The organism is Porphyromonas asaccharolytica DSM 20707 (assembly GCF_000212375.1).
In the GTDB taxonomy this organism is placed as follows: domain Bacteria; phylum Bacteroidota; class Bacteroidia; order Bacteroidales; family Porphyromonadaceae; genus Porphyromonas; species Porphyromonas asaccharolytica.
Genome location: NC_015501.1, coordinates 1,398,664 through 1,420,245 on the forward strand (window position 1 = coordinate 1,398,664; position 21,582 = coordinate 1,420,245).

The 21,582-nt window shown below is 51.4% G+C and carries 15 protein-coding genes; 8 read left to right on the forward strand and 7 right to left on the reverse strand.

Going from position 1 to position 21,582, the window contains the following annotated elements; genetic code table 11:
* Window positions 1-21: 21 nt before the first annotated feature.
* Genes PORAS_RS05475 through PORAS_RS05485 form a run of 3 tightly spaced genes read right to left on the reverse strand, consistent with a single transcriptional unit; the run spans window position 22 to window position 5,485 of the window.
* A complete protein-coding gene (locus PORAS_RS05475; protein WP_013760494.1) occupies window positions 22-1,926 on the reverse strand; it encodes an amidophosphoribosyltransferase in 1,905 nt (634 codons plus the stop codon).
* A gap of 24 nt (window positions 1,927-1,950) precedes the next feature.
* Window positions 1,951-3,831 (reverse strand): membrane protein insertase YidC, encoded by a 1,881-nt coding sequence (gene yidC / locus PORAS_RS05480; protein ID WP_004330829.1) that lies wholly within the window; start codon window positions 3,829-3,831, stop codon window positions 1,951-1,953.
* 52 nt (window positions 3,832-3,883) lie between these two features.
* Window positions 3,884-5,485, reverse strand: coding sequence for a CTP synthase (locus PORAS_RS05485; protein WP_004330831.1), 1,602 nt, complete (start codon window positions 5,483-5,485; stop codon window positions 3,884-3,886).
* A gap of 457 nt (window positions 5,486-5,942) precedes the next feature.
* Between PORAS_RS05485 and PORAS_RS05490 the strand changes: the two genes are divergently transcribed.
* The 8 genes from PORAS_RS05490 to PORAS_RS05525 all read left to right on the forward strand — a co-directional run bounded on the left by PORAS_RS05490 (window position 5,943) and on the right by PORAS_RS05525 (window position 14,442).
* Entirely contained in the window at window positions 5,943-6,572 is a 630-nt protein-coding gene (locus PORAS_RS05490) for a TetR/AcrR family transcriptional regulator (RefSeq protein ID WP_013760495.1), read from the forward strand.
* A gap of 33 nt (window positions 6,573-6,605) precedes the next feature.
* Complete coding sequence (locus PORAS_RS05495) at window positions 6,606-7,508, forward strand: ABC transporter ATP-binding protein (protein WP_013760496.1); 903 nt, start codon at window positions 6,606-6,608, stop codon at window positions 7,506-7,508.
* Between the two features lie 7 nt (window positions 7,509-7,515).
* The gene (locus PORAS_RS05500; RefSeq protein ID WP_013760497.1) at window positions 7,516-8,322 is read left to right on the forward strand and encodes an ABC transporter permease; all 807 of its coding nucleotides are present in this window, start codon (window positions 7,516-7,518) and stop codon (window positions 8,320-8,322) included.
* A gap of 11 nt (window positions 8,323-8,333) precedes the next feature.
* Entirely contained in the window at window positions 8,334-10,829 is a 2,496-nt protein-coding gene (locus PORAS_RS05505; RefSeq protein WP_044211367.1) for a TonB-dependent receptor domain-containing protein, read from the forward strand.
* A 605-nt stretch (window positions 10,830-11,434) separates the two neighbouring features.
* Complete coding sequence (locus PORAS_RS05510; protein WP_155811474.1) at window positions 11,435-11,953, forward strand: hypothetical protein; 519 nt, start codon at window positions 11,435-11,437, stop codon at window positions 11,951-11,953.
* Window positions 11,954-12,655: 702 nt separating this feature from the next.
* A complete protein-coding gene (locus tag PORAS_RS05515; protein WP_013760501.1) occupies window positions 12,656-13,330 on the forward strand; it encodes a phosphatidylserine decarboxylase family protein in 675 nt (224 codons plus the stop codon).
* Window positions 13,331-13,369: 39 nt separating this feature from the next.
* The gene (locus PORAS_RS05520) at window positions 13,370-14,137 is read left to right on the forward strand and encodes a CDP-alcohol phosphatidyltransferase family protein (RefSeq protein WP_013760502.1); all 768 of its coding nucleotides are present in this window, start codon (window positions 13,370-13,372) and stop codon (window positions 14,135-14,137) included.
* A gap of 23 nt (window positions 14,138-14,160) precedes the next feature.
* On the forward strand, window positions 14,161-14,442 hold the full coding sequence (locus PORAS_RS05525) for a DUF4834 family protein (RefSeq protein WP_013760503.1): 282 nt from the start codon (window positions 14,161-14,163) through the stop codon (window positions 14,440-14,442).
* 262 nt (window positions 14,443-14,704) lie between these two features.
* Here PORAS_RS05525 and dnaB read toward each other — a convergent pair whose 3' ends face one another.
* The 4 genes from dnaB to pheT all read right to left on the reverse strand — a co-directional run bounded on the left by dnaB (window position 14,705) and on the right by pheT (window position 21,578).
* The gene (gene dnaB / locus PORAS_RS05530; RefSeq protein WP_013760504.1) at window positions 14,705-16,297 is read right to left on the reverse strand and encodes a replicative DNA helicase; all 1,593 of its coding nucleotides are present in this window, start codon (window positions 16,295-16,297) and stop codon (window positions 14,705-14,707) included.
* 104 nt (window positions 16,298-16,401) lie between these two features.
* On the reverse strand, window positions 16,402-18,189 hold the full coding sequence (lepA, locus tag PORAS_RS05535; RefSeq protein WP_004331022.1) for a translation elongation factor 4: 1,788 nt from the start codon (window positions 18,187-18,189) through the stop codon (window positions 16,402-16,404).
* A 110-nt stretch (window positions 18,190-18,299) separates the two neighbouring features.
* Window positions 18,300-19,031 (reverse strand): YebC/PmpR family DNA-binding transcriptional regulator, encoded by a 732-nt coding sequence (locus PORAS_RS05540; RefSeq protein WP_004330949.1) that lies wholly within the window; start codon window positions 19,029-19,031, stop codon window positions 18,300-18,302.
* Between the two features lie 57 nt (window positions 19,032-19,088).
* Window positions 19,089-21,578, reverse strand: coding sequence for a phenylalanine--tRNA ligase subunit beta (gene pheT, locus PORAS_RS05545; RefSeq protein ID WP_013760505.1), 2,490 nt, complete (start codon window positions 21,576-21,578; stop codon window positions 19,089-19,091).
* Window positions 21,579-21,582: the final 4 nt, after the last annotated feature.

Consider the following 21,582-nt stretch of genomic DNA (forward strand, 5'->3'; position numbering starts at 1 on the left):
AGTTGAAAAGAGCGTCTATGTCTATTTGCGATTGTACTGCTGCTCGTAATAAGCAATGAAAGCATCGTTGACGAGATGGGACCCTCCAGGCGTAGGATAGTCGCCCGTAAAGTACCAGTCGCCAGGATGATGTGGGATAGCTTCGTGTAGTGTCTCGACTGTCTGGTAGACAATGCTAACCTCTGCCTTGATGCCGTCTGATTTGACTAACTCAGCGATCTTAGCAGAGATCTCTTCCTCCGTAAAGGACGCATAAAGAGTCTTGATCACGTTGGGTACATACTCCGTGAGCGGACGCTCCCTGAGAGCTATCGCCTCACGGTATGCCTCGTCAAGCATACGCTGCTGGCCTCGCTCCTGAAGGAGTGCGATCATAGCTCTAAAGGCTATAAACTCATCCACGTGACGCATATCGATGCCGTAGTAGTCGGGATAGCGAATCTGTGGAGCACTAGAGACGAAGACTATCTTGCGCGGTCCTAAGCGGTCTAGGATCGTGAGGATGCTCTGACGTATCGTGGTGCCTCGTACGATACTATCGTCGATGACCACGAGGTTGTCCACGCCACGCTCGATGGAGCCGTAGGTGACGTCATAGACGTGCGTCGCTAGGTCGTTGCGCGTATTGCCTTCGGAGATGAAGGTGCGTAGCTTGATATCCTTGATGGCGACCTTCTCACTACGTATGCGCTGCGAGAGGATATGCTTTAGTTGTGCGTCAAAGTCGGGAGTTCCCAGCACCTGCTCGATCTGCTCCGCCTTGCGCTTGTTAAGCTCTAAGTTTAGTCCCTCCAGCATACCGAAGTAAGCGACCTCGGCGGTGTTGGGGATAAAGGAGAAGACCGAATGAGTCAAGTCGCCGTCTATCTCTCTGAGGATAGCTGGCGTGAGGAGTTGCCCTAGCATCTTACGCTCCCGGTAGATGTCTCGATCACTACCACGAGAGAAGTAGATACGCTCGAAGGAGCAAGCTTTCAGTTCGCCAGGCTCCAGGATCTGCGTGATACTCGGATTAGCTTTGTTGTCTATGGTGAGCGCCTCGCCAGGGTTTAGCTCGAGAACCTTGTCGTAGGTCACATTCATCACCGTCTGGATCACGGGACGCTCGCTAGCTACGACGATGATCTCGTCATCGATGTAGTAGAATGCGGGGCGGATGCCGTTGCGATCTCTCAGGACGAAGGAATCTCCCGATCCCGTCATACCGCACATCACAAAGCCCCCATCCCAGATAGGACTGGTACGATGCAACACGTTGGTCAGATCAAGATTGTCCTCGATGAAGTGCGTTATATCCATCCCCTCTAGCCCCTGCTCCTCGTGAGCGATCTTGTAGAGACGCTCCACCTCACGGTCTAGACGGTGACCCACTTGGTCTAATATAATATGTGTGTCGCTAGAGGTACGAGGGTGCTGACCGATGGCTGTGATTTCGTCAAAGATACCCGACACATTGGTCAGGTTGAAGTTACCACACACGGCGAGCGACTTCGCTCTCCAGTTGCTACGGCGTATCATCGGGTGTACGAAAGTCAAGCCCGCCAAGTCTGTCGTGCTGTAACGTAGATGACCCATGTAGCAATCACCGAGGAAAGGCGTATAGCGCTCAGCTTGCGTCGCCTGCTCTACAGTAGGCGTCGTACCATCGTGAGCCATGGCTATGGTCTCATGTACCGTCTTGAAGATCTCCGTAATAGCGTTACTGCCGAGAGCTCTCTCTCGATAGATATACTCATCACCTGGAGGTGCCTGAGTCTTGACCACAGCCAGCCCAGCACCATCTTGACCGCGGTTGTGCTGCTTCTCCATCAGGAGGTAGAGCTTGTTCAACCCGTAGAGGGTCGTACCATAGTGCTCTGCGTAGTACTCTAGGGGTTTGCGTAGTCGTATGAGTGCTATCCCGCACTCGTGCTTGAGAGGTTCCATAGATCCGCAGGGGTTATATCTTAGTTAGCGACGCTTCTTGTTTTGCTCACGCATGAGCTTCTCTTGCTCCTTCTGCATCTGCTCGAGACGCGCCATAAAGCCTTTCTTCTTCTTGGGCTTTCTTTGGTTCTCCTCGAGACGTGCCAGCACTTTCTCCTCATTGATCAGTAGTCGACTAGCAACAAACTGCAAGATCGTGATCAGCGTAGAGATAAAGTAGTAGTAGGTCAGACCAGCTGCATTGCTATTGAAGAAGATGAAGAACATGATCGTCATGATGTAAGGCATAAAGCGCATCATCTTCATCTGCGAATTGTCCGCGCCTGCGGACATGCTCATCGTATAGCGGGAGTAAATGATGTTGGTGACAGCCCATAGCAAGCAGAAGAGACTGATATGGTTACCACCCAGCAGCCCCGTGATAAAGGGTATGTCCGTGCTCCACGAGATGATCGGGTCATAGGTCGAGAGGTCCTTGACCCAGAGAAAGCTCTCCCCACGTAGGTCTATAGCCGTCGGGAAGAACATGTAGAGTGCTATCAAGAAAGGCATCTGCAGCAACATCGGCAAGCAACCACTCATCGGGCTAGCTCCCGCATTGCGATAAAGCTGCATCGTCGCTTGACTCCGCTTCATCATCATCTGCTGATCATCACCCGCATACTTAGCATTGATCGCCTCCACTTGCGGCTTCAAGACACGCATCTTAGCTTGCGACATATAGCTCTTGAAGGTAAGTGGCGAGAGGACCAGCTTGATAATGAGTGTCAGCAAAAGGATGATGATACCCCAGTTAGAGATAAAGCCCTGAAGGAAGTCAATCAGCGGACGAATCAGGGTGACATTGATCCATCTAAAGAGCGAGCCACCCACATAGATCATGCGCTTGAGGTCTAGTCGCTGTGCTTTGTCTACACCAGCGTCCATCCCCTTGAGCATGTTGTAGTCTAGAGGCCCCATGAAGAGTGCAAAGTCCGCTTTGCGCCCATCACGTATGTCCATGGCAAAAGAACCTTTATAGTTACAAACCTTGATATAGTCCGTCTCCTTAGGCTCAGTCTTGAAGGACATCTTATTCCCCTCTAGTCGGGTATCTCCCAGACCTATGAGTACGGTGCTAAAGAACTTATCCTTCATTGCCACCCACTGGATCTTCTCGCGGACATCCTTCTCCTGCTCCATTTTGGTCTCCTTCAGCTTCTCAACATCGTCTGCAGGATACTTATAATATATAGTGGAGTACTGATTCTCAAACTTCCAAGAGCGCTCCTGCCGCGGTATGCGCAGGCTCATCTCTAGATCTTGTATCGCATTGTTGCTCTGCAGTAGCGAGCCTAAGCCCTGCGCCTCGATAGCCATACCGAGCATATAGCCCTCGTGAGGCATCGTGTAGATGATGCGCAGATAGCTCGATGAGTCTATCGGTAGCGTCATCAAGAGCGTTGAGTCGTTAGGCTGATTTGCCTGCCAGATCAGATCTTTCGTCTCTAAAATTTGGTTTTGGTTCGTCCGTATAGGCAAGTTGAGCATAAAGTCGCCAGGAGCGAAGAGTCGCACCTGTGTGCTGTCGTAGCTCAGATAGTCTGCCAGCTCAGCCGAGACAGGCATAGCTCCTTGCGTGGAGAAGGTAACGCACAGCTTTTCATTTTGTAGCGTGTACTCCTTAACCGGCTGGCTCATCAACTGACTAAAAGCGTAGAGCGAGTCAACAGGGGCAGGCTTTACTGCATCTGAAGTCGTTTGGCTCTCCTCTGTAGCGGCTACAGCTGTATTTGTCTGGACCTGAGTGGTATCAGTCGTAGAGGTAGGTGTGGAGGCAGGCTTCTGCTTAGGTAGTAGGAAGACTGAGTAGACGACGATGACCACGCCAATCAGAACGATACCTATGAGGTTTGATTTATTCATCTAAAGTATAGAGTATGTCGGGTGTAAAAGAAACTGCTTGAGAAGTGTGCCCCTATCGATTGCTAATTGCTGAGATAAAGGCCATAAAGATCGGACTAGGCTGCAGGACCGTACTGCTGTACTCTGGGTGGTACTGCACACCGATGTACCAAGGGTGACCCTCTAGCTCCAGAGCCTCGACGAGACCTGTCTCGGGATTGGTACCTACACACTTAAAGCCAGCCTCCTCAAAGGCTGCGCGGTACTGACTATTGAACTCATAGCGGTGTCTATGTCTCTCCGAGATCAGTAGCTTACCATAAGCGGCTGCCAGCTTAGAGCCCTCCTTGAGTTCGCACTCATAGGCCCCTAGTCGCATAGAGGCGCCTAAGTCTGATATAGCCTTCTGCTCATCCATCAGATCGATAATCTTATTGGCCGCTGTCGGCTTGATCTCGGTCGTATTGCAATCCTCTAGACCCAGTACATTTTGGGCAAACTCAATAGCCATGCACTGCATACCCAGGCAGATACCGAGCGTCGGGATCTGATGCGTACGGGTATACTCTAGGGCGATCAACTTGCCCTCTACACCCCTAGAGCCAAAGCCTGGAGCCACCACGACACCATCGTAGCCACTTAGCAGCTTATCCACATTATCCTTTGTGATGCTCTCGCTATGTATCGAGGTTAGTTTGAGCTTGCGATCATGGTACACACAACTCTGGAGCAGAGCCTCATCGATAGACTTGTAGGCATCTTGCAGCTCTACATACTTGCCGACGAGAGCTATATGTAGCTCCTTGGTCGCCGACTTCATCCGGTGAACGAAGTTGCGCCATCCCTCCATTTTAGGCGTCTCGCCTACCTCTAGACCAGCCTGCTGGATCACCTGACGGTCTAGACCCTGCTCCTGTAGGAGTAGTGGTATCTCATAGATCGATGGCATATCGATACTCTGGAAGACACTCTCCTTAGATACATTACAGAAGAGCGCCACCTTGTCTAGCAATTCTTCGCTCAGCTTATGCTCCGTACGAAGCACCAAGATGTCGGGTTGTATACCCTCCTCTTGGAGCTGCTTGACCGAGTGCTGCGTAGGCTTCGTCTTGTATTCCTTGGCCGCTGCGATAAAGGGTACATAAGTCAGATGGACGCAGACGCAATGGTTCTTGAGCTCCCACTTGAGCTGACGTACACTCTCTAGGAAGGGGAGTGACTCGATGTCTCCGACCACACCACCTATCTCGGTGATGACAAAGTCGTAGTGATGCTTCATGCCTAGACGACGTACGCTCCGCTTGATCTCATCCGTGATGTGCGGGATCACCTGCACCGTCTTACCAAGGTAGTCACCGTGACGCTCCTTATTGATCACGCTCTGATAGATACGTCCCGTGGTGATGTTGTTCTCCCGAGAGGTGCGGATATTGAGGAAGCGCTCATAGTGTCCCAGGTCTAGATCCGCCTCATGGCCATCTTCCGTCACATAGCACTCGCCATGCTCGTAAGGATTGAGCGTCCCTGGGTCTATATTGATGTAAGGGTCAAACTTCTGGATCGTAACCTTGTATCCACGAGCTTGAAGCAGTTTACCAAGACTGGCGGCTACAATGCCCTTGCCAAGCGAGGAGACCACGCCTCCTGTCACAAAGATGTATCGTGTATCGGTCATAACAGTGCTATATAATATAGAGGTACTATACTCCATTAAAACTGAAGTCTGTGCAAAGGTACTAAATAGTGACCACTACGACCTCACCATTTCTATATAAATCTGTGCGCTCTCCTTATGATGGCATAGCCACCGAGGAAATCCCAAATTCCTCGGTGGCTATTTTTTATTCTCCACGTAGGGAAGAAACGATTCCTCCGAAGTTTCATTTGATTCCTCCGAAGTTTCATTTCGTCTCCACGTGGAGAATATTTTATATCCACGTGGGTATTTGAAATTTTCCACGTGGAGATTGTCGTTTTCTGAAGAGCCTCTAATCTTTTTCTGCTTTATAAGCGAAGATATATCGTGTTTCCCCGACAGGAGTCACAGGGGCACGTTTTGTCAGTTCGTTTTTTATTTGTAATATTGCGCCTAGAAAGAGAAGAACCAACCGGTACGTATTTGTCTGATCGCTATGGAAAGAAAAGAGACTAAAAAGAAAGCGGCAATAGTCAGAGAGAGCTTTAAGCTCTTCCTCGCACAGGGATATGATGCTGTCAGCTTTACAGATATCGAGCGCGCAGCACAGGTCACTCGAGGTGCTATATTTCATCATTTCAGTGGCAAGGAGGATCTGTTTAAGCATGTCGCTGACCAATTCATCGATGCATTCCTCGATACATTCCTCGAGGAGGTGGACTATGGTGCGGAATACTTGACTAGTCAGACGCCCCTCAAGGATTTTATGGACACCGGCTTAGCTCTCATAGAGCGACGGATGACCTATTTCCTCAAGGATGTCGATGTGCGTGTCACCTCTGCCAGCTTTATGAGCTTCATCTTGTACCTAAAAGATCATCACGAGACCTGGAGCGAGCAACTGCAGGAGTACGAAGCCAAAAAGATAGAAGCTTGGAGCAAGGCGATCAACCTCTCGAAGGAGCGAGGCGAGATACGTCCCGACACAGATACGACAATGCTCGCAGAGACCTTTCACCACCTCTACCTAGGGCTCTCTTTCGAAGGAGCGATGATTGACACGCTCTCTATCGCAGCACTGCGCAAGCAATGGGAGTACCTATACACCCTACACCATATAAACTGAAAGAGCTAGGAGCTACAATAACCAAAACAGATAATGGACAGTATACTCTCTATAAGAGGCTTGCGCTTTGGTTACCAAGGCAATCCAATACTCCGAGGGGTGGATCTAGAGATCCCTGCGGGCTCTATATTCGGCTACTTGGGTAAAAATGGAGCGGGCAAGTCTACGACGATTAAACTACTCTTGGGACTGCTCCCATTGGATGAGGGGGAGATACTTTTTAAGGGTGTAAACCTTAAGAACTCTCCCTTACTGCTACGCTCCAGTGCTAGTGGCATGATTGAACACCCCTCTTACTATCCTTTTCTCACCGTCTCTGAGAACCTTGACTATCTAGACCAAATCTTTCGAATGGGACGGGAGCGAAAGGACGAAGTCTTGTCTCTCCTTAGTCTCAGCGAGCATGCCGACAAGAAGGCACAAGCACTCTCGTCGGGTCTGAAGCAACGTCTAGGCCTGGCTATGTGTCTCTTCAAGCGTCCTGAGATGCTGATCCTCGATGAGCCTCTTAATGCACTCGATCCTCAGGGGATCTATGAGCTTAGGAATATCTTGTCTAGACTTAATCAAGAGGAGGGGGTGACCATCTTTCTCTCTAGTCATATCCTAGAGGAGCTGGAGAAGTTGGCTGATCAAGTCGCAATCATTAAGGAGGGTAAGATACTCTATCAAGGAGGCATCGAAGCGCTTACCCAAAAGCAACCCGATATCGTATGTCTCAAGCTGGGCGATAGCGCACTGATGACGCAACTAGGATACGACTCTAGATTCACACTGCTGCGGGTATGTGATACGCATCATGTCGAGTTTGAGGTAAAGGACGAAGAGGAATTTGCTCGCCTACTCGCAACACTTAGTCAAGACGGCGTCTCTATCTACAACGTAACGCATAGGGGTTCGGCTCTTGAAAATGCTTTTATCCACCTTACCGAATAGTGCCACTATGAAGTCTCTCATATCACTATCCAACATACTACAAGCAGAGGTTTATAAGACTCTGCGCAATAGACGCATTGTGACGATTTTGCTATCGCCACTAGTTTTCTATCTACTGATACTCCTCTATGCTATTTACAAGGGACGGACGGGGCTTTTAGATGCTACGGCGATTGTCTATGATGGTAATCCGTGGCTGATGATTTGGTCTCGCTATACACTTCCTCTACTATCCTTCGTGCTACCACCAGCCATCGTGATCCTATCTTATATGGTATGCGAGTTGGAGTTTCAAAACGATAATATCAGAACCTTCTTTGCACTCCCTATTGTTAAGTGGAAACTCTATCTATCCAAAGTCCTTTCGCTCTCGCTACTCACGGTAATCTTGTGTCTAGTTACTTGGCTTGGCTTCATCTTGGGAGGATACTTACTTGGGCTTTTGATACCTGCTTACAAGTTTACAGACTACTCCATTTGGATTGGCTCGATACAGCTATTGGGACGCATTCTACTCGCATCGCTCAGCGTTGGAGCATTGGGACTTATTGTTAGCTTGCTAACGCGTAGTTTCACGCTACCTATCCTGCTGGGATTCTTCTTGACCGCCTTTGCTGTTTTTATGACCAACGAACCTTCGGGAGCCTATCTTCCCTTTGCTACCTTTACATACTTAGCTTCGATACGACCTGTGGAGGAGCTTACAAGCTTCGCTCTGAGAGATGTGGTAAACCTCCTCTCTTGGGGGATTGCCTTAGTGATAGGTTATCTCTGCTTTACTCCTGAGAAGAAACAACTATGGGGCAAACATTAAACTCACACAATATGATGAAATCAACCCTTATCCGCAAAGCCCTCCTAGTGACGGGGCTATTGCTTGTCGCACTATCCGCCACGGCGCAGACATCTCCTTGTCAGATCAGTGGCGTCGTTATAGACTCCACACGTCACGAGGCGATAGCCTACGCTACGATTGAGTACAAACTATTAGACGAGCAGTTGACAGGCGGTGCGGTGAGCAATGAGCAGGGACACTTCGAGATGACATTGCCCCGTATGGGTAGCTACCAGTTGACGATTAGGTCGGTTGGCTTTCAGACTAAACAAATGCGGGTCACGACGCAGGCGGGACAGAACAGTTTAGACACGATCTACCTAGCACCCGATGCTCAGACTCTAGACGAGGTGCAGGTGGTGGCGCGTCGCAAGCTCATCAAACTCTCTCCCAAAGGCTTGACCTATGATATGAAAAACGACGTCTTGGCTCAGACCGACAATCTCCTCTTTGCCCTGCGCAAGGTGCCTCTCGTCACTGTAGATGGAGAGGGAAATATACGTGTCAAGGGGTCGTCAAACTTCTCCGTCTACATCAATGGATCGCCCTCTCGTGTTGCCTCGATGAACCCCACGGAGGTCCTGCGAGGTATCCCCGCCAGTAGTGTCAAGGGTATAGAGGTGATCACACAGGTGGATGCTCGCTACGATGCCTCTGCTGGAGATGCTATCATCAATATCATCACTGAGAGCAAGAGCCTAGATGGGTACAGTGGCCTAGTCTCTCTGATGGGCTCTACAATCCCCAATATCAATGGCACCTCAAGTCTGACTCTCACTAAGGGTAAGCTTAGCGTAGCGCTCAACTACAACTATGACTATACGCGTCATAAGGATCAGCCTGTGGATGTGTCTAGACGTACATTCCAAGGGGATAAGACGACCAGCCTCTTCAAGTCCTCCGAGGTAGCTGGTAGTAACAATGATGGTGTCTTCCAAAACCATGTCGGTAGCTTGATGGGAGAGTACGCCATAGATAGCCTGAATAGCCTCTATGCTGATGGGCACCTCTTCGTCTCATCGGTCTACACCACAGGGCTGTCTCAGCAGACTTTCGATCGTCCTAATGAGCCTACACGATATGCCACGTCGCTCAATCAGATGCGCTTGACCTCTGGCTCTGTAGAGGGTAACCTTATTTATCGCAATCTCTATGCTGCGGACAAGCAGCCCCGCTTCTCGATAGGTTATCGCTACGCTTACAACCCAGACCAGAGGTACAAGGAGTGGACTGAGCGTCAGTACCGAGATGGCTTCACCAGCTGGGAGAGTTCTCTCTATGATGAGACACGACGTATGGAGCGTTCACGCGGAGGTCTGAGCGAGCATGCTCTACAGAGCGACTATCAGTTTATCTGGAGCGGAGGACACGCTCTGCAGGTAGGTGTCAAGGAAGTGCTACGACTGGGTAGCTCTCGCCCTGAGTACCATCTCTGGAACGAAGGCAAGGGCGACTGGCAAGAGGTGAATAATCCGCTCTACCGTCAGGGAGACATGAGTCAGCTGCAGAGCCTTACGTCAGCTTATGCCAACTACGCTTGGCAGGGTGAACGCTTCGCTCTCTCCGCTGGGGCACGAGGCACGCTGGTCTATGACAAGATAACTTTCTCGCAAAACAGTGAGGGAGACTTTCACAAGACAGGCGTAGACCTGATCCCTACGGCTACGCTCTCCTATATGCTGACTGAGCGCCAGCAACTTTCCCTCTCTTACAAGATGAACCCTATCCGTCCTTCCATCTGGCGTCTCAATCCCTATCGAAGTCAGATGACAACATACGACATCTCTTTTGGCAATCCTTACTTGCAGTCGGAGCTACATCACAATGTAGACCTCTCCTATACATTCTTTTCGAACCAACTCTACCTCAGTCTAACGACGGGCTATGAGCAAACCAACAATGCGATTATGCCCGTAAGGTATAGAGACCCCAAGAGTCCAGAGATACTGTATCATACCTTTGCTAATGCTGGCTTGCACCGTGTGCCGAACGCTTCGCTTTGGTTAAACTGGCGTCCTATCATGCCCCTCTCGCTTACGTTCTTTGGAAGTTCTAGGTATCACCTCTTCGACTATCCTATCGAAGGACTCTCTCAGCGGAACTGGGAGCATATGCTCTCCGCCAATGTGGATGTCACGCTCCCCAAGTCGTGGTACCTAGGAGCTTCGTGGTACTACTATGCCAATCCGCCGACACTCCGCACGACCTACTCATACAACCACGGGTACAGCTTCTACCTGAAGAAGAGCTTCTGGGACGACAAGCTGGATCTAACCTTGACGGCTCAGCACCCCTTCTCGAAATACATACGCTTCGAGACGAAGCAGTGGGGTGATGACTTCGAGTATAACCAAAGGAATATGATCCAAGCGCGTGCTATCGGTCTGAAGATCACGTACAACTTCAACTCGGGCAAGAGCCGCAAGGTGACGCGCAACGAGTCTCTCGCCACCTCCGACCTAGACCAGAGGACTGGTGTGCAGTAGTATCATTGTGAGCAACTCGTAGATAATAATAAGTTAAGCTTTCAAATGAAGAAGGTAGTTTTCGTCCTCCTGCTCGTTATCGCAGGACAATGGCTTAGCGCACAGGAAGGCGCAGCGACGCTCTCACTCGAGCGACCCGTCTTGTAGCGACGCTGTTCGTCGGCTCTTCCGTCTCGGTAAAAACAGATCGCAGGAGCAGAATTACCCTTTCGGGTATTGTGAAGGGGACAAAAGATGCCGACCTTTGCCTTTGTAAGACAGTAGCACCCGAGCCCCTTATCAGAGTAGGGGCAAACAAGGTTGCGCCTGACAGCTACGCTCAACTAAACAGGAACAGAATATACTAACCGACTAAACTCAAAAACATTATGAATAGAAGAAAGTCTTCAGTAGTGTCCTTTATGGGATTGGCTCTCATTGCACTATCCGTGCTTGTGAGTTTCTTTTCCTGCCAAAAATCCTCTGCTGTCAAAGGATCCGAATCTCCCCAACCTCACTACATTCAACAATATGTAGAGAGGCCTGAGTTCAAGTCGGCAATTTGGGCCGTCCCATCTTAAGCCGAAAGCAAAACCTCCACTGGGCAATTTGTCGTGGTGGTCAAAGTGAATGAAGACGAGGGAGCTGAAACTCACGTAGTTAATTACAAGAGAGAGCCTGAACGATTCCTTACTTATGCCAAGCGTTACAACGACTTGTCATATAATCGTCCGATTCCAGCGCCTAATAGCAATGGAGCCTTAGCTGAACCTCTATCTAAAGTGCAGTGCTATGAAATGTCATCAACGGGAGAGCTGGTCGATGTTTCTTCCAAGGTAGTACTGAGAGCTTTGACCTTCTTGCCCTATATAAAGAGCGGGTACAAAGATCGGGAATCTGTAGAGATGCCAAAAACTGATGGCATGCCGAGTAAGTATGGTCCGAGAGATTATCTTGTCAATAAGACTCTTTCGTCGTTGACGGTGGAAGACCTGACTTTACTTGACTATCAGTCTTTCAGTTACCTCTTCGAGCTTATTCCTATTGCCCCCTATAAGTTCGAGAAGGATTCGCAGATCAAGGTCGTGATAAGCGAGAGCGGGAAAACGCACGAAACTATAGCAAGATACGCAGAGACCTTATAATCTGAGGTGAGCAATCCTCTATCGGATTGTCTGTAAAAACAAGGAGAAGTGTCTAGATAGAAGGGAACACTTCTCCTTGTTGTTATCATCTTGCCGTGCGTCCCTACACATACACATCGCTACTCGTCTCGCTCTAATCTCTAACCTCTAAACCCCTTCGATCACTCTGATAAGAAAGGACCTCGCAAGAGGTCCGACGTATCGTAGCCGTCGGTCGGAGGGACACAAGCCCCGAACGACCGATGGATAGGCGAAAGAGGTAGAAGGTCGACCCCTTGTGGGTCGGACTAGACGAAGCTTACAGTCTCAGTCCGACCTCCCACAAGGGGTGGTCGCTTGCTTCGTGTGATACTCCTTACCCTCCAGTCGTTCGGGGCTGTCGCCCCTCCGACTGGGGGCTACGATGCGTCCGACCGCAAGCGGTCGCCTCCATTGTCGACCGATCTTAACAATGTAACATTTGATGCAACGGACGCACGAGCCGTGCGTCCCTACACATCGTTACTCGTCTCGCTTTGACACAACGGACGCCCTCCGACTTAACACACCCGTGCGTCCCTACAGGAGTCGGATGCCGTGCGTCCCTATAGCGGGCTACACGTTTCAGCGGGCTCCACGACTTTGTGGATGGGGGAGTGGGGTAGAGCTTTGGGGGCTATTTTGTATCTTTGCCTATCATAATTACTGCCGATTCCTATTATAATGAAAAAGGTACGACTACATCGCGAGGGGGTGGGGCTCCTCATTTCATTCTTCCTCATACTGACGTTGGCTTGCTGGGCAACCTTTGTCTTTGTGCCCTTTAAGGGGGTATTTATCTTGACTCTACTGGTGTCGCTCGTGGTGATGGGGCTAGCGCTAAACTTCTTTCGCTTCCCTAGGCGTAGCAACAGCGAGGCGGCCAATAGACGTGTCATCGTAGCACCGGCCGATGGCAAAGTGGTGGTCATGGAGGAGGTCGAAGAGCCTGAGCTGCTGGGACGCCGCTGTCTCAAGCTCTCGATCTTTATGTCGCTCTACAATGTGCATGCTAACTGGGTCGCCTGCAATGGCACGATCACCCATGTGGAGCATCAGAGCGGTGCTTACTACAAGGCTTTTCTCCCTAAGAGTAGCGTGCTCAATGAGCGGTCGGCGGTGATCATTCGTACAGATGGTGGTCATGAGGTGCTAGAGCGTCAGATCGCTGGTGCTGTGGCACGTCGTATCGTCACTTATCCGAAGGTGGGCGATGAGGTGACGGTCGAGGACTTCCTCGGCTTCATCAAGTTTGGCTCACGCATCGACCTTTACCTGCCACTGGGTACGGAGATAGCGATCAAGATAGGCGACGAAGTGGTGGGCGGTGAGACCACGCTGGGCTATCTGCCCCAGTAGGCACGCTTCTTGCTGTATGATGATCAAAACAACGCTGTGATGAAGATAAGACAATTTATCCCCAATCTCCTAACGCTGTGCAATATCCTCTCGGGGGCGGCAGCTATCATCTCAATCCTATACTATAAGGAGTACCAGATGGGTGCCATCTGGATTGCTGTGGGTGCTCTCTTTGACCTGCTCGATGGTATGGTGGCGCGTCTCCTGCATGCGACTTCTCCAATAGGCGCTGACCTAGACTCGCTCTCAGATGTGGTGACCTTTGGCTTAGCACCGGCACTCCTGGCTCTCTGCACGATGGAGGGGAGACTCTTGGCGAGTGGCTATGCAGCGTCTACGGCTCTGATGATGTCGCTACCTTTTCTCCTGATCCTACCTTTTGCAGCCTACCGCTTGGCACTCTTTAATAATGATATGGGGTCGAGCAACTACTTTCGTGGGCTACCGGTACCTGCCTCTGCGCTCTTGTGGATCGGCATATCGCTCTCCACTTGCGCCTGTGCGGTGGATACCCTTTCGCTGGTGACTAGCTACGGATTGCTGCTTCTCTCCTGTATCTTGATGGTGAGCCGTATGCCAATGCTCTCGCTGAAGCATCTAAGCGCACAGATGAAAGCGCCCCACGGTAGGATCATCCTCATCGCATGGGGCGTGATCCTAGTTCCTGCGGGCTGTCTCTATATGTGGCTAGGCTCTGTAGCGAGTACCCTGCGCCTAGTGATGATGCTCTACATCTTCGTCTCGCTGGTCATCGGTCGCCAGATCAAGAGTAACTCGGACGCTATCGATGCTGCGGCTCAACAATAATAACCCCTTAATCTAACCCCGATATGGAATTCTTACTTGGTCTGATCGTTGTCATAGGGCTTACGTACCTGCTCCTGAGATACTTTGCGCCTCGCATATTACAGTGGATGGTGAAGCGCTATATACAGCAGGCTGATCCGCACGTTAAGTCACGACAAGCTCCTCGCAAGGGGTGGCACTCAGCCGCTTCACAGCAAAGCTCAGCGGACGCACAGTCACAGCAGGGCAAGCTAGACATGAAGGATATAGCGAAGAAGAAGTTTGAGAAGGACCAAGGGGAGTACATAGACTTTGAGGAGGAGTAAGAGGGAGTGCAAACAAAAAAAGACTGCCACGGTAAGGTGACAGTCTCGTCAATGGATTGCTTTAGTAGCGGACTAAATGTCTTAGTAGGGAGACTGTTGCATAAAGGCGAATCGCTGTGTTGCTTTCGGGATTCGGCTTCGGTCACATACGGATGTATGCTCCCTTCAGACCTCACCCTCAGCGCCTTGCGCTTCATCCTTTCTGCAAAGTCTAGACAATCTTGCTTGCAAGATTGCGAGACTGTTGACTTTTGCAACAGTCTTAGAAGGGGAAGTCTCTCTCCTCGTCGTCAGTGCCCATCGGGTTGAAGTCTGAGGCTCCAGCGTTAAACGACTGATCGAAGGGGTGGGGTGCACTGCCCGTAGAAGAGCCACCAGGTGTCGATGTAGCAGCGGAGCGAGGTCTACCGCCATTGATCTGAGAGGTGTAGTGCATGTTAGCCTCCTCGAGAGGGTAGAACTTAGCAAACTCGCCACGAAAGCCGATACGCACATCGCCGATCGGTCCGTTACGATGCTTGGCAATGATGAAGTAACCGATACCCTTTGTATCTCCGTTGTCATCCTGCATAATGCCATAGACCTCGGGTCTGTGCAGGAAGCAAACCATATCGGCATCCTGCTCGATAGCTCCTGACTCACGCAGGTCGGAGAGCTGTGGCACCTTACTATTTGTACCGCTATCGTTCTTGCGCAGCTCGACAGCACGGTTGAGCTGTGAGAGGGCGATGATGGGGATGTCTAGCTCCTTGGCAAGCATCTTGAGCGAGCGCGAGATGGTACTGACCTCTTGCTCACGATTGCCAAAGTTCATACCACTAGCGTTCATCAGCTGGAGGTAGTCGATGATGATGATCTTGATGTCGTGCTCCCGCACGAGCCGGCGCACCTTAGTACGTAGTTCGAAGACGGAGAGACTAGGCGTATCGTCAATGTAGAGGGGCGTATTCTCCAAGACGCTGATACGCTCGTCAAGCTGTGTCCACTCAAAGTTCTCGAGTTGACCGCTTTTGAGCTTTTCACCCGGGAGCTCACAGACGTTACTGATAAGACGCTTGACCAGCTGCACGCTACTCATCTCAAGGTTAAAGAGGGCAACGGGGATCTTATTGTCCACCGCGATATACTTAGCCATAGATAGGACGAAGGCTGTCTTACCGATAGCGGGGCGCGCTGCGATGATGATGAGGTCTGACTTCTGCCACCCGGCGGTCATCGCATCGATGCCGTCAAAGCCTGAGGAGATACCACTGATACCCTCGGCACTATTGGCAGCAGCCTTGATGTCGTCGATAGCAATCTTGAGTACGGTATCAATGGGCTGCACATCCTTGCGTAGATGCTTCTGCGAGAGCGCAAAGAGAGCCCCCTCAGCACTCTCCATCTGATCCTCGATGTCGATGGTGTCTTCGTACGCAGAGGTAAGTACCTCGGTAGAGAACTTGATGAGATTGCGGCTCAGTGCTTTCTGCGCCACAATCATGGCGTGGTACTCTAGGTTGCCCGCACTGATGACACGGTTGCTTAGTTCGACGAGAAAGGGCATTCCCCCTACCTGATCCAGCTTGCCCTCACGCTGTAGTCTCTGACTGACCGTGTGCAGGTCTATGGGCTGCTCCTCCAGACTTAGGTCGCGCATGACCTCGAAGATGGTCTGATGCGCATTGACGTAGAAGCTCTCGGGCTCCAGGATCGTGCTGATCTCAGAGAAGGCTTCTTTCTCCAGTAGTATGGCACCTAGTACAGCCTCCTCTATGTCTGTCGCTTGAGGTGGCACACGTCCCTCGGTCGTGCGATCGAGCGAGGCTTGTGGCCTGCGGAGCTGCTTCTGTTGTGTCGTCTTTAGGGGTGGCATGCGTTAGTTCGTTTGGCTAGGTGAATTGTTACGTGTAGGGGGCAAGCGGGTAGCCTAGACGAGGAGCCTAGGCTGTGGAGATGGAAGGAGCTGTAATAGTGGCTTTAGTCGAGCTTGAGGACAGCGAGGAAGGCTTTCTGTGGGATCTCTACGTTGCCGATCTGCTTCATGCGCTTCTTACCCTCTTTCTGCTTCTCTAGTAGCTTGCGTTTACGGCTAATATCACCGCCGTAGCACTTGGCAGTCACATCTTTGCGCACCGCCTTGACGGTCTCACGAGCGATGATCTTAGCACCGATAGCGGCTTGGATAGCTATGTCAAATTGCTGGCGCGGGATGAGCTCCTTGAGCTTTTCGCACATACGACGGCCGAAGGGGACGCTATTGTCAAAGTGCGTCAGCGTCGAGAGCGCATCGACGGGCTCGCCATTGAGGAGGATATCTAGCTTGACCAACTTAGAGGGACGGAAGTCGCTCAGGTGATAGTCAAAGGAAGCGTAGCCTCGTGAGATGCTCTTGAGCTTGTCATAGAAGTCGATGACGATCTCACCGAGAGGCAGATCGAAGTAGATCTCGACACGGTTGCCACTGATGTACTCCTGCTTGATGAGGATGCCGCGCTTGTCGAGGCAGAGCGTCATGATAGGACCGATGTAGGCGGTATCTGTGATGATCGTGGCTCGTATGTACGGCTCCTCGATGTGATCAATCTGCATCGGATCGGGCAGACCTGACGGGTTGTGTACCTCGGTCACGCCGCCCTTCTTGTCGTAAACGAGGTAGGAGACGTTGGGAACAGTCGTGATGACGTTCATATTGAACTCACGGTCGAGACGCTCCTGAATGATCTCCATGTGGAGCAAACCAAGGAATCCACAGCGGAAGCCGAAGCCTAGTGCTGCCGAGCTCTCAGGCGTGAAGGTGAGCGAAGCATCGTTGAGCTGTAGCTTCTCGAGTGAAGCGCGTAAGTCTTCAAAGTCTTCCGTGTCAATGGGGTAGACACCCGCGAAGACCATCGGCTTGACCTCCTCAAAGCCTGCGATAGCTGCTGAGGCAGGGCGCTGTATGTGTGTGATCGTATCACCTACCTTGACCTCTTTGCTGGTCTTGATACCAGAGATGATGTAGCCCACGTCACCCGTGTTGACCCGATCTCTAGGCATCATGTCAAGCTTGAGCACGCCCACCTCATCGGCGTCGTACTCCATGCCTGTATTGATGAACTTGACCTTGTCTCCCTTGGCTATAGACCCGTTGACAATCTTATAGTAGGCGATGATCCCACGGAAGGGGTTGAAGACGGAGTCAAAGATGAGTGCTTGTAGCGGAGCGTCGGGGTCTCCCACAGGGGCTGGCACACGCTCTACGATGGCATCCAGGATCTCGTTGACACCTTGTCCCGTCTTACCACTGGCAAAGAGCACCTCGTCTGGATCTACTCCCAGCAGGCTGACGATCTGGTCTTGTACCTCTTCGGGAGAAGCTCCAGGCAGGTCGATCTTGTTGACTACTGGTATGATCGTCAGGTCATGCTCGATCGCCATATAGAGGTTGCTGATGGTCTGTGCTTGTATGCCCTGCGAAGCGTCCACGATGAGCAATGCTCCCTCACATGCAGCTATGGAGCGAGACACCTCATAGCTGAAGTCCACGTGTCCTGGTGTGTCAATTAGGTTGAGCGTGTACTCTACGTCATCCTTAGTATAGGACATCTGTATAGCGTGGCTCTTGATCGTGATGCCACGCTCACGCTCTAGATCCATATTGTCAAGGACTTGATCCTGCAGATCTTTCTTTTGGACGGTATCTGTGTACTCCAAAAGGCGATCGGCGAGGGTACTCTTGCCGTGATCAATGTGAGCTATGATACAAAAGTTACGTATGTGCTGCATGTGCTAAAGGGATTCGTGCGCTAAATAAAGGGCAACAGTGCTACAGTCTATCTGCTGTAAGAAAGGAAATAAAGGGCGGTGCGAAGCTGTGAGGAGCGTAGAGGAGTCGATTACTCTTCCTCCTCCTCGTCCTCCATATTGGTGAAGACGTTCTGCACATCTTCATCCTCTTCAAGTCTCTCGATGAGCTTGTTGAGCTCTTCGCGCTCCTCAGCTGAGACTGGACGTGTATCCTTGGGTACGCGGATGAACTCGACCGAGCTAATCTCAAATCCTAGATCCTCGAGCTTGGCTTGGAGAGCGCCATTCTGAGAGAAGTCTCCCTCGATGACCCACTCCTCTTCCTCTTGCTCTAGATCCTCTACACCGTAATCGATCAAGTCTAAGATCAACTCCTCCTGGTCTATCTCCTCCTTGGGCTGGACGTGGAAGACGCATCGGTGATCAAAGAGAAACTCCAAGCTACCAGTCGTACCGAGGTTGCCGCCAAACTTATTAAAGTAGCTACGCACGTTGGCGACCGTGCGAGTCGTATTGTCTGTTGCTGTCTCTACAAAGATAGCGATGCCATGCGGACCATAGCCCTCATAGTTCATCTCCTTGTAGTCGGTGTTGCTGTCCTTGTCGGTAGCTTTTTTGATAGCACGCTCTACGTTCTCCTTAGGCATGTTCTCCTTCTTTGCCGTTTGGACGAGGACGCGTAGTCGTGGGTTGGTATCAGGATCGGGACCGCCGGCCTTAACGGCAATGGTAATCTCCTTGCCTAGCTTAGTGAATACACGAGCCATGTTGCCCCAACGCTTTAGTTTGCGTGCTTTACGATATTCAAATGCTCTTCCCATGATTGGATTGGATACTTAACTATGTTAGTTGATTTATATGTCTGATGATTGGATAGGCTAGCGTAGCGTGGCGTGGTACTCCTGCTCGATGGCTTGCCAGATGCGCTTCATGGCAGCATCGATCTGTGCGTCTCGTAGGGTGCCCTTGTCGTCACGTAGGTAGAAGCTGAGTGCGTAGCTCTTCTTGCCCTTAGGTAGCTCCTTGCCTGTGTAAACGTCAAAGAGCTCGATACGCTGAAGTAGCTTGCGCTCGGCCTTGCTGGCGGTGCGAGCTAATGCTTCGTAGGAGATGTCGTTGTCGATGAGGAGAGCTAGGTCACGCTTCACCGTTGGGTACTTGCTTAGCTCCGTGCTGACCACTTTGTGCTGTAGTAGATATGCCATCAAAGTGTCGCTGTATAGCTCAGCATAGTAGACCGACTGCTTGATGTCGCACTTGGTGAGCCAATAGTTGCTCACGACACCTACGTAAGCGAGGCTCTTGCCCTCTCGATCGGTGTAGCAAACTACGTCGCTCCATAGGTCGTGGCATTCGGCTGGTGTAGTCACCGAGTAGTCCTCTGTCGTAAAGCCCATGTGCGCTAGGAGCTTCTCGACAACCCCTCGTAGCATGTAAGGAGAGGTAGCTTCGCCAGCGGTCGTCCAGCTATTGGGCATGAGCGTCCCCGAGAGCCACAATCCTAGTCTGTGAGCTTGGGTGTACTGGTCCAGGGGAGTAGCCGCCAGATCGTTTTGCTTGTAGCGGTAGACGTTGCCCCACTCATAGAGCGCGCAGTAGGGCTGCTTGCGGTGCACATTGTCAGAGATCGTCTCTAGACCGCCCACGAGCAGGGTGGGGCGTAGCACGTTGAGCTCTTGGCTTAGCGGATTCTCTATCGGGACGAGCTGGTTAGGGTCAAAAGCCTTTTGCCCCTCAAAGTATTGACGAGAGGTGAGCGAATTGTTCAATATCTCTCGATAGCCAAAGCCTGTGAGTAGCTCCGAAAGCTTGAGCTGAGCGTGATAGATATGGTCTTGGTCGCTCTGCTTAGAGAGACTCGCATGCACATAGCCCGATAGCGGGACAGCGTTGTAGCCGTAGATGCGTAGTACCTCCTCGACGACATCTACTGGACGTGTCACATCGTAGCGATAGCGAGGCACAGAAATGGCAAAAGCATCACCCTCCACAGCCTTAGGAGACATCTCTAGAGCCTCTAAAATGAGTTGTAGCTGGTCAGCCGTCAGTTCACGACCGATAGCCCGAGAGACATAGTCCGTAGAGATCGTCAACTCTACGGGATCAAGGTGCATACGATAGTGATCCACCGTCTCTTCTGCTAACTTTCCCCCGCAAATCTCCAAAATGAGCGATACAGCACGCTGGAGCGCCCAGTCGGTCGCCTCGGGATCTAGCCCACGCTCGAAGCGGAAGGAGGAGTCGGTGCTCAGTCCGTGGCTTCTAGCAGCTCGACGTGTGATCGTCGGATTGAAGTTCGCTGCCTCTATAAATATGTCTGTCGTCTCCATCGTCACGCCCGAGTCGAGTCCACCCATCACACCACCTATGCAGAGCGGTGTGAGCTGGCTGTCGCAGATCATATTCTCCATACCTGTGAGCTTATGCTCTACGCCATCCAAGGTGGTAAAAGGCGTGCCTGCAGGTAGATGAGCTATGCGCAGCAGACCGCCAGCGATCTTCTGAGCGTCAAAAGCGTGTAGTGGCTGCCCGATCTCGTGTAAGACGAAGTTGGTTACATCTACCACCGCATTGATGGGACGCTGACCGATGCTTTGAAGTCGCTCCTTGAGCCAGTCAGGACTCTCGACACACTTCAGGCCACGTATGGTCACTCCCTGATAGCGGGGGCAGTCCTCAGCGGATACCTCCATCTCAACCTGAATGGCAGAAGCCCTCGCATCGACCGACTGAGGCTTCGTCAGGGTCGGACGCTCCGCACGGATTACCTGCCCCTCACGATAGGAGTAGTAAGCCGCTAGGTCGCGTGCTACGCCATAGTGTGAGGTCGCATCGACACGGTTAGGTGTTATGTCTATCTCTATGACGGTATCACTGGCTAGGTCAAAGTAGTCAGCCGCCGGTGTCCCAGGCTTCACCGTCTCATCGTCTAGCACCCAAATGCCAGAGCTGTCGGCTCCCATACCTATCTCGACTTGCGAGCAAATCATACCCATACTAGGCTCGCCACGTAGCTTGGACTTCTTGATCTTAAAAGACTCGCCATCGGGCCCGTATAGAGTCGTGCCGACAGTTGCGACGATGACCGTTTGGCCTGCAGCCACGTTAGGTGCTCCACAAACAATCTGCACAGGCTCCTCCTCGCCGAGATCGACCGTGCAGACGTGCAGGTGGTCGGAGTTAGGGTGGGGGATGCAAGTGAGTGTGCGCCCTATGACGACACCACGCAGACCGCCTCGTACAGACTCCGTCTGCTCGACGCCAGCCACCTCAAGACCGATGGCTGTGAGCGTCTCCGCCACTTCATTTGGATTATAACCCTCTAGACGAGGTAGGTATTGCTGTAACCAGTTGAAAGATATATTCATACGA